Source organism: Synechococcus sp. R8-2, from assembly GCF_047461715.1.
In the GTDB taxonomy this organism is placed as follows: domain Bacteria; phylum Cyanobacteriota; class Cyanobacteriia; order Thermostichales; family Thermostichaceae; genus Thermostichus.
In genome coordinates, this window is record NZ_JANSHQ010000031.1 from 1 (window position 1) to 8089 (window position 8089).

The window sequence follows — 8089 nt, forward strand, 5'->3', positions numbered from 1 at the left end:
CCCTGCGGGAAGCTAGCTACAGCGTCGGGAGTATGTCACGCAGCCTGCGACTTCATGGGCTCCGAGTAGGCCAAAATGAACTGAATGAACTGGTCGATCTCCAGCAGAATGTGTTCCGCCTCGGCCAGAGAGGTCGGTACGGTTGCCAGCACCTGGGCATCTACTTCTGCAGCCTGCCCCGCTTCTCGCAAGAGGTTCATCGAGTTATGGCTGAGCAGGAGCTCCAGCTCGTTCAGGGTTACCATGGCCAGCTGCTCCTCGGCTTGATGGAGCTTATTTTGCAAAGTCTGAACTTGTTCGGTTTGCACCTTCAGCCTAGCTTCCGCCTGCTCAGCGCGAGATACAGCCAGTTGTGCAGCTTGCTGGGCCTCATCCCGCTGAGCTTTCAGGAAGGCCATCTCTTGCTCCAATTGTGCCAATCGCTCTTGCAGGCTGTAAATGTGCTGATCCCGGTCTCCCAAAGCTCGCTCCAGCTCGCGATTTCGAGCCTCCATCTGCTGACAAGCTTCGTTCGCTTGGGCCAGCTGTTCCGCCAAGTTTGCCATTTCCTCTTCCATGTTGGTGAGCCGACTCAAGCGTTCCAAAACCTGAGCATTTTCGGCTTCCAGTTTCTCAATCAGCGCTTGAGCGCCCAACAGTTCTGCTTTGGTAGAGTCCAGCTCGCCGCAGACTTGGTCGTAGTTGGCGATTAGCTCGCCAAGCCGGGCCTCTTTGGCTTGCAGTTCTTCTCGCAAGGAGTTCATCCAGCGGTCGCTCTGCTCAATCCGCTGTTGCAAGAGCGGCAGTTGAACCAGAGCTTGTTGGGCAGCACTGAAATAGCCAAGGAGTCGTTTGATGTAGCGCTGTAGGCGGCTGTGGGACTGATCCAATTTGTCGAAGGCTTCGTTGAGAGAGAGATAGGCCTCGCACAGTTTCATGTAGCGCCAAGCCACAGAATCAGGATGATCCATAGGGTTATAGAGTCCAGGTGGGGGTGCCGTGTCTATTTTATGCTGTTCATTCTATTGGCCAAGCCTGGAGAAGGAGGCATTTGATACAACAACTGGGGGCTTAATTTTACTTTAATATCCGGTGCCCCAATCTCTCTTGCGAGCCAAGGCCAAAGAGTCTGCCCCAATACAGCTTCAGACGTTACCCACAGGCTACACAGAGACTAAAGCGGCTCCTCAAAAGCAATTGAAATCTTGTCTTGACCACACAACCGGTTCATCTACATATTTAGTGTTCATGAGAAGATGCCCACGAGCTCTAGCGCTAGATGTGCTGCAAAAGTAGGGCTCTTCATGGCTCAAACCGGCTGCGCATTGGGGATCCCTAGCTTCTCCAAATAGGCGGCTGCCCGCAGCAGTTTGGCTTCTTGATAGGGGGCGGCCACCAGTTGTACGCCAAAGGGCAGGGATCCGCTCTCGCGCAACGGCACTGAAAGCACCGGCAGGCCGATAAACGAGAGGGGCTGAGTGTAGAGGCCGAGGTTGGGCCGAGTGAGAACCTCTACCCCATCGATCACCATCTTCTCTTGGCCGAGCAAGGGGGCAAAGCAGGGGGTGGTGGGGGCGATGAACAGATCGATCTCCTGAAAAATGGCCTGCACCTGCTGGCGATACCAGCGGCGAAAGCGCTGCGCCTGCAAGATCCAACTGGCAGGCAACAGGGCTCCGGCCAAAAAGCGATCCCGGGTGGCCGGGTCAAAGTCGTGGGGGCGAGTTCGCAGGTTGGGCAGGTGCAGGTTGGCTCCCTCAGCAGCCGTGATCAGGAAGGCGGCGGCACGGGCGCGCTGGGCTTCCGGGATCCGCACAGTCTGGCCGACCCCCAAGGCTTGGGCCACCTTTTCTACCCCGGCCAAGATGGGGGGCTCTGCCCCTCGGGCAAAGTAATCATCCGCCACCGCGATGCGCAAGCCCTCGATCCCCTGCCCCAATTGCCCAGAGGTGGGATCTACAGGACGCCGGGTACAGACGGGATCTTGGGGATCCGGCCCTTGCATAACATCGAAGCTGAGGGCAATATCGGCCACCGAACGGGCCAAGGGGCCCACGTGGTCGAAGCTGGCGGCAAACAGAGCCGCTCCTGCCCGCGACAGACGGCCATAGGTGGGCTTGAGGCCGTAGACGCCACACAAAGAGGCCGGTACCCGAATCGAGCCGTTGGTGTCGCTGCCCAGGGCGAGAGGCACCAAACCTCCTGCTACTGCAGCTGCCGAGCCGCCGGAGGATCCCCCCGCACTGCGGCTGAGATCGTGGGGGTTGTGGGTGGGGCCGTAGTGGCTGTTTTCGGTGACGAAGCCATAGGCATACTCGTCCATATTGAGGGTGCCCACCAAGATCGCCCCTGCCTGCTTGAGACGAGCCACCACTGTTGCATCTTGGATGGCCGGGGGATTCTCGCGGTTGATCGCCGAGCCAGCCAGGGTGGTGAGGCCGGCCACGTCAAATAAGTTCTTGACGGCAAAAGGCACCCCTGCCAACGGGCCTACAGGGATCCCTTGAGCCACCTGTCGATCCACCTGCTCCGCCGCTTGTAAGGCCGATTCCTCCAAGACAGCTGTAAAGGCATTGAGCTGGGGATCCCGCCGGCGAATCCGCTCCAGACAGGCGGCCACCACCGCTTGGGCGCTCACGGATCCCTGGCGGACAGCCCTGGCAATAGAGACCGCGTCAGCGCTGCCGAGAAGGTGGGGATCCCCGGTCATGGCTGAGGGTCAAAGGTGGGATCTGGCTCAACTATCGGCGGCAACGGGAACTCCAGCACCTGTTGAGCAATGGGCAGAAAGCGGGCAAAATTTTCGATCACCCCTGCTCGGTGGTCGGGATGCAGGGGCAGTTGCAGCAGTTGGGCCATTTGATCGACGTAGGTTTCGGGATCCCAGGGCTGCATGGTTTTGGGGTCAGGGAGCCGATTGCAGCAAAAATACCACCACTAGCCTCCAACAACAAGACCGTCGTCGACTAGGGAGCGGACATTTGCACAGTGTTGCCCTGCAGCGACCAGAGACGCTCGTTGGGCAAGACAGGGCGGGTTATCGCCTGCCGTTCCAGCTCATTCAAAGCAACGCGACGGCTATGTGCAGAGCGATTGGAAGCAGCGCTGGCTTGCAGGCGTTTGCGGAACAGACGCAACTGCTGCTGCTCTGCTTCGGGAGAAACATGCTGGGCAAAGAGGGGATGCAAGACCTTCTCTTCCTGCTCAAACTGGGCCCGCAGTTTCCGATAGAAGTGAAGGGCAGCAGAAGGATCCACCTGCTGCGGGGTGCGCTCTGATTGGTGCAAAAAGCGCGTCAGCTCCGGGATCTGATCCCGCAGATGTTGCTCCAGCCGCTCAGTTTGGGCGCTGAGGTGGGGATCCGCCTGGAGAGCCGACCTGAGCAGGGGGTAGAGAACATGCCGCTCCAGTTGAATGTGGCGGGAGAGGCGCTGTCGCAACCTTTGTACACAGAGGCGTCGCTGCTCCAGATCCAACTCCGGCGCTCGAGACAGGCGAGTCAAAAACTGCAGGATGACGCGGTGCTGTTCAGCACAAAGGGCAACCAGCGTACCGGCAGAGGTTGCTCGCGTCAGCGGGAGGGACTCCTCAGAGGACATGGCATTCACAGCAGAAAAGTTTCATCCTAGCTTAACTTTGTCAAGAAATGCTGGCTTGCGTAAGGGTACGGGAATAGCGCAGGTGTCTTGGATACACTCGGGCAGCAATCCTGGGAAAAGTTGTCCAGATCTGAACTCCGGCAACGCCACTCTCTAGGCTTGCACAGGCCAGCGGCGTTTCCAAGCAGAAGTGGGCTCCAAAGGGGATCCCTGCTGTTCCCGTTGGCGTTGCAGACGGATTTGCGCTCTATCTCCTTTCAAGGTGGGATCCCGGTAGGGCACGGCAGCGCGAGTTTTCAGGTGCTCCCACTCCATGGGGGAAAGAGGCGGCAGGTGGTCAGGTTGGGGCGAGGCCACTGTCCCCGGCCAAGGACGACCTACCGGGGGGGTAGAGCCGATGAAAAGCCCTGCTTCCAACAGAGCCGCTCGCACCGCCGCTGCACAGGAATAGGTGGCCAAAATGCTGGTTGGTCGCATCCGTTCAGCCACGGCCCGCAGGAAATCCACCGTCCACAGCTCTGGGCAAACAGAAGGCGAGAAGGGATCCAAAAACACCGCATCTGCCCACCCCAGCGGCACCTGCAACACCGTTTGCCGGGCATCGCCCCACAGCAGCGTTCCGCGCCAGCGCTCCGATTGCCAGGATCCCTGTTCAATCCAGTGTTGCCATTCTTGCCCAAAGCTCCAGTCGGATCCCACCCCCGCCTGCCAAGCCTGGCGAGGCACTTCCGGGGATCGCTCCAGGCCGATTACCTCCACAAGACAATCGGGCCGGATTTGCCAAATGGTTTCTAGGGCAAGGCCGGAGTTGTAGCCCAGGCCAAAGCAAATATCCAAAAGGCAAATGGGCTGGGCGGGATCCCGCTCCAAAGGCAGCCGATCCAGCCGGCAAGGGCGGACAAACTTCTCCAAAGCCTCCTGGGCGGCACCACTGACGTTGTGAAAAGCCTGTCCAAACTCTTCCGAGAAAAAGGTCAGGGATCCATCCCCTGTGGTCAGCACCTGCCACCGAGTCTCCATCGCTTGCTGTTGTCTCTATTTTCAGTCGGGCGATTCTTTGATAGCTTGAGAACGTTGAGATGTGTTTCGCAGCTCACCGGCAGGGCTCTCAACATCCCTGGCCATAAAAGGTGTTTCAACGGCTATGTCTTTACTGGATTGGTTTGCGGAACGGCGCAGACAAACCTCTCTAAACCTGACAGGTAGCAGCCCCTTCGACAAAGAGCGTCAGGTGAGAGAAATTGCCGATGGCCTCTGGCAAAAGTGTCCTGCCTGTGACACCCTGACCTACACCAAGGATCTGCAGCAAAACTGGCAAGTTTGCCCCAGCTGTGGGCATCACCACCGCATTACAGCCCCAGAGCGTCTGGAACAGCTTTTGGATCCCGGATCCTGGCAGCCCCTGGACGAACACCTGGCTCCCACGGATCCCCTGCACTTTTTCGACCAAAAGCCCTACTCCGAGCGCCTGGCCTCTTATCAGGAGCGCACTCAGCTCAAGGATGCCATCGCCACAGGGCTGGGGAGTCTAGAAGGGATCCCGGTGGCGATTGGAGTGATGGACTTTCGCTTCATGGGCGGCAGCATGGGCTCGGTGGTAGGCGAGAAGATCGCCCGCCTCACGGAACGGGCCACCTGCGATCACCTGCCCTTGATTCTCTTTTCGGCTTCGGGGGGGGCCCGCATGCAGGAAGGGATCCTCAGCCTGATGCAGATGGCCAAGACCTCAGCCGCCCTACAAAGGCACCGCGACGCCAGACAATTGTTCATCTCCGTGCTCACCCATCCCACCTATGGCGGGGTAACTGCCAGCTTTGCCATGCTGGGAGATTTGATCCTGGCCGAGCCGGGCGCGCAGGTGGGGTTTGCCGGGCCCAACGTAATCGAGCAAACCATCGGCAAGGGCAAGCTGCCAGAAGGCTTCCAAACCGCCGAGTACCTGCTGGCCCAAGGGCTCATCGACGCGATTGTGCCCCGTACTGAGCTGCGCAAGCGGCTGGCCCAGTTGCTCTCTATGCACCGCCCCCGTTTGCATGTGTCCCTTCCCTCCATAGACTCGGAGGCTTTAACCCTGCAACCTATGCTGTAGGTAGATCCGCCTAAGATGCGGAATTTGTGGCCGAGGCCGGATCCCTTCCCTGCGGGGGATGGAGTTCCTGCTAAGCTCTGGGGCGGCTCTTAACTTCATGGGTTTACACGGCTTCCCTCTGGCTTGTTGGGAGAGGAGCTGGGGGCGAGAGGGCAGATGTTTTTGGAGGGAGCCGCGCTGTCCCTGGGGATCTTCACAAGATTTCCTGGTGGGCGGTAGCGGATGGTGTTAAGGTGGGGCATGAGGTCTTCACCGGAAACGATGGATTTCAAGCTGCGCATCCGTACTGCTGAGACTCCACAAGGGCAAAAACTGGCGATTGTGCCGCTGGAGGGTCGTTTTGATGCCAAGGCCGCCTCAGAAGTTCGGCAATTGCTCCAGCAGGTTTTAGATTTCGGTTATCCCAATATGTTGATCGATATGTCGTCGGTCACTTTTATGGACAGCTCTGGGCTGGGGGTGTTGATCTCGACTTTGCGCAAGTGCCGTGCTGCCGGGGGCAACCTCAGCCTCTGTTGCGTGCCGGAAAATGTGGCCCTCGTCCTCAACCTCACCTCTATGGAAAAGGTATTGACCTGCTTTAGCGACCTGGAGACCGGCATCGCCAACTTTTCCAGCGCTCCCACGGCTCGTTAGGCCGACATTAGGCCTTACTTTTGGGGATCCCCCGATGCTCTTTTCAGCCCATCAGCGAATTCTGGTGATCCCTCTAGCAATTTTCTCAACAATCTTCAGCCATGCCCCAGACCGGCCTCGATACCTTTCAGCTTCTCTACCAGCACCACCGTGGCCCCAGCTTCTGCGAGCGCATGGTGGCGACGGCTCCTGGGCGCTTTAACGAGGCGTTTTGGCAGTTCTGGCAGATGCACATCGAGCCCTGTCTGCCTCCTGCACCGCGCTTGTTGGATCTGGGAACCGGGCCGGGGTTTGCTCTGGGTCAGTGGGCGCAACGCTATCCCGGAGGACACTTCATCGGGGTGGATGTGATGCCCTACATGTTGGAGCGAGCGGCGGCGGATTTGAAAGGGATCCCTGGAGTCCATTTGCTGCAGGCCGACCTGCACGACCCTCACTTGCCGCTTGCGGCCAACAGCATCGATGCAGCTCAGGCAGTGGTGGTGTTGCACGAGATGGTGCAGCCCTTGCGCTTGTTGCAGGAGGTGTTGCGTCTACTCAAGCCGGGGGGGCGATTTTTGCTGGTGGATTGGGTGCGCGCCCCGCTCAGCCTCTACTTCGATGCCGATACAGAGGCCCAACTCTTCCAGTCGGACACGCCTTTGGAAACGCTGCTGGATCAGTTTACCCACTTCTACGAGCACAATCGCTTCAGCGCCGAAGACCTGGTGTGGTTGTTGGAGAGGGTGGGTTTTGCGGTGGTGGCTCAGCAGCTCTACAACCAAAATCGCTTTGTGCGACTTGCAGCCGAAAAGCCTATCTCCTGAATGTCCAACTGCCCATAACGAGATGTTTTGGACTACGGAGTGCAGAATAGACCAATAAACAGAACAGTGTCCAAATCAATTCAGATTACTCTCGCTGTTTTCGTTCATGGCTGCAGGGATCCAATGGGCAGGCTGCGCCTGGGCAAACACCTGCACTTCAGTGCTCATCTTGCGCAGTTGGCGGGCCAACTTGATCGCCTTGTCACGGGGAAGGGGCGGGCTCACCACCGCCGGCAGACAGCGCAATAGGGGTTTCAGGGCCGTTTTGGGCAGGCGTGCGTAGAACGACAAAGCCGAGAGGATCTCCTCTTCAAAATAGGGGTTGCGATACTCTAGGAGGCGCACCTGGTACAGCTCTGGGGGAAGAGGCCGTCCTTGGGTTAAGCGAATCAGGGATTCCACCGTTCCCATCACATAGAGTTGATCGCCTTCTTTCAACAGGGTCTTGCCCTCTTTTTGCCAGATCTTGGGAAAAACACAGGGTTTCCCCGGTTGGGAGCGATGCAGCAAGATCACCAGGTCATAGTCCTGGGCCAGTTGGCGCAAGGATAGCCCCAGGTAGTGGCAATCGGCCGAGACCTCCAGCAGCGTCACCAGCAGAGTTTCCCCTTGCCAAGCCAGAGTGCCGTAGACGGATCCCACCAGTGCTGCGGTGGCAAAAGCCCGTGCCCCCAGCCCGGTAGCGCTGTAGCTGATCCCCAGGGTCTGCATGTGGCGCTGCATGCGAGCCGCCAATTCGGGATCGGTAACCCGCAAAATGGTGCGGATCCCCGGCTGCAGGCTGTGGGCCGTCAGGGCCGTCTCCAGGTTGGTGAGATCGTCAGGGGTGGTGCAGATCAGGCAGCGGCTGCCCTGAATGCGAGCCTGTTGCAGCGTGCTTGCCAGGGCGTAATCCCCACGAACCACCACCGCTCCCTCCCGTTCCGCTGCCTCCAAGAGAGGGTTCTCGCTATTGGGATCCACCACCACCACCTCGTAGC

The 8089-nt window shown here is 58.8% G+C and carries 9 protein-coding genes; 3 read left to right on the forward strand and 6 right to left on the reverse strand.

Annotated elements, in window-relative coordinates:
* Nucleotides 1–35: 35 nt before the first annotated feature.
* From NW819_RS00775 to NW819_RS00795, 5 genes are all read right to left on the reverse strand, one after another.
* Entirely contained in the window at nucleotides 36–950 is a 915-nt protein-coding gene (locus tag NW819_RS00775; RefSeq protein WP_414412598.1) for a hypothetical protein, read from the reverse strand.
* Between the two features lie 338 nt (nucleotides 951–1288).
* Nucleotides 1289–2689 (reverse strand): AtzE family amidohydrolase, encoded by a 1401-nt coding sequence (locus tag NW819_RS00780; RefSeq protein WP_414412599.1) that lies wholly within the window; start codon nucleotides 2687–2689, stop codon nucleotides 1289–1291.
* Nucleotides 2686–2874, reverse strand: coding sequence for a DUF4089 domain-containing protein (locus NW819_RS00785; protein ID WP_414328765.1), 189 nt, complete (start codon nucleotides 2872–2874; stop codon nucleotides 2686–2688). The genes NW819_RS00780 and NW819_RS00785 overlap by 4 nt, the downstream gene beginning before the upstream one ends.
* A 71-nt stretch (nucleotides 2875–2945) precedes the next feature.
* Nucleotides 2946–3578, reverse strand: a complete 633-nt coding sequence (locus NW819_RS00790) for a hemerythrin domain-containing protein (protein ID WP_414412600.1) — start codon at nucleotides 3576–3578, stop codon at nucleotides 2946–2948.
* Between the two features lie 153 nt (nucleotides 3579–3731).
* Nucleotides 3732–4598, reverse strand: a complete 867-nt coding sequence (locus NW819_RS00795) for a tRNA (5-methylaminomethyl-2-thiouridine)(34)-methyltransferase MnmD (protein WP_414412601.1) — start codon at nucleotides 4596–4598, stop codon at nucleotides 3732–3734.
* A gap of 124 nt (nucleotides 4599–4722) precedes the next feature.
* Between NW819_RS00795 and accD the strand changes: the two genes are divergently transcribed.
* The 3 genes from accD to NW819_RS00810 all read left to right on the forward strand — a co-directional run bounded on the left by accD (nucleotide 4723) and on the right by NW819_RS00810 (nucleotide 7109).
* Nucleotides 4723–5667, forward strand: a complete 945-nt coding sequence (accD, locus tag NW819_RS00800; protein ID WP_414349837.1) for an acetyl-CoA carboxylase, carboxyltransferase subunit beta — start codon at nucleotides 4723–4725, stop codon at nucleotides 5665–5667.
* 240 nt (nucleotides 5668–5907) lie between these two features.
* Nucleotides 5908–6303 carry an STAS domain-containing protein gene (locus NW819_RS00805; protein WP_414412602.1) on the forward strand — a complete coding sequence of 132 codons (396 nt, stop codon included), beginning with the start codon at nucleotides 5908–5910 and terminating at the stop codon, nucleotides 6301–6303.
* 101 nt (nucleotides 6304–6404) lie between these two features.
* The gene (locus NW819_RS00810; RefSeq protein WP_414412603.1) at nucleotides 6405–7109 is read left to right on the forward strand and encodes a class I SAM-dependent methyltransferase; all 705 of its coding nucleotides are present in this window, start codon (nucleotides 6405–6407) and stop codon (nucleotides 7107–7109) included.
* Between the two features lie 75 nt (nucleotides 7110–7184).
* Here NW819_RS00810 and NW819_RS00815 read toward each other — a convergent pair.
* Nucleotides 7185–8089 (reverse strand): potassium channel family protein (locus tag NW819_RS00815; protein ID WP_414412604.1); only part of this gene is annotated, 905 nt, incomplete at its 5' end.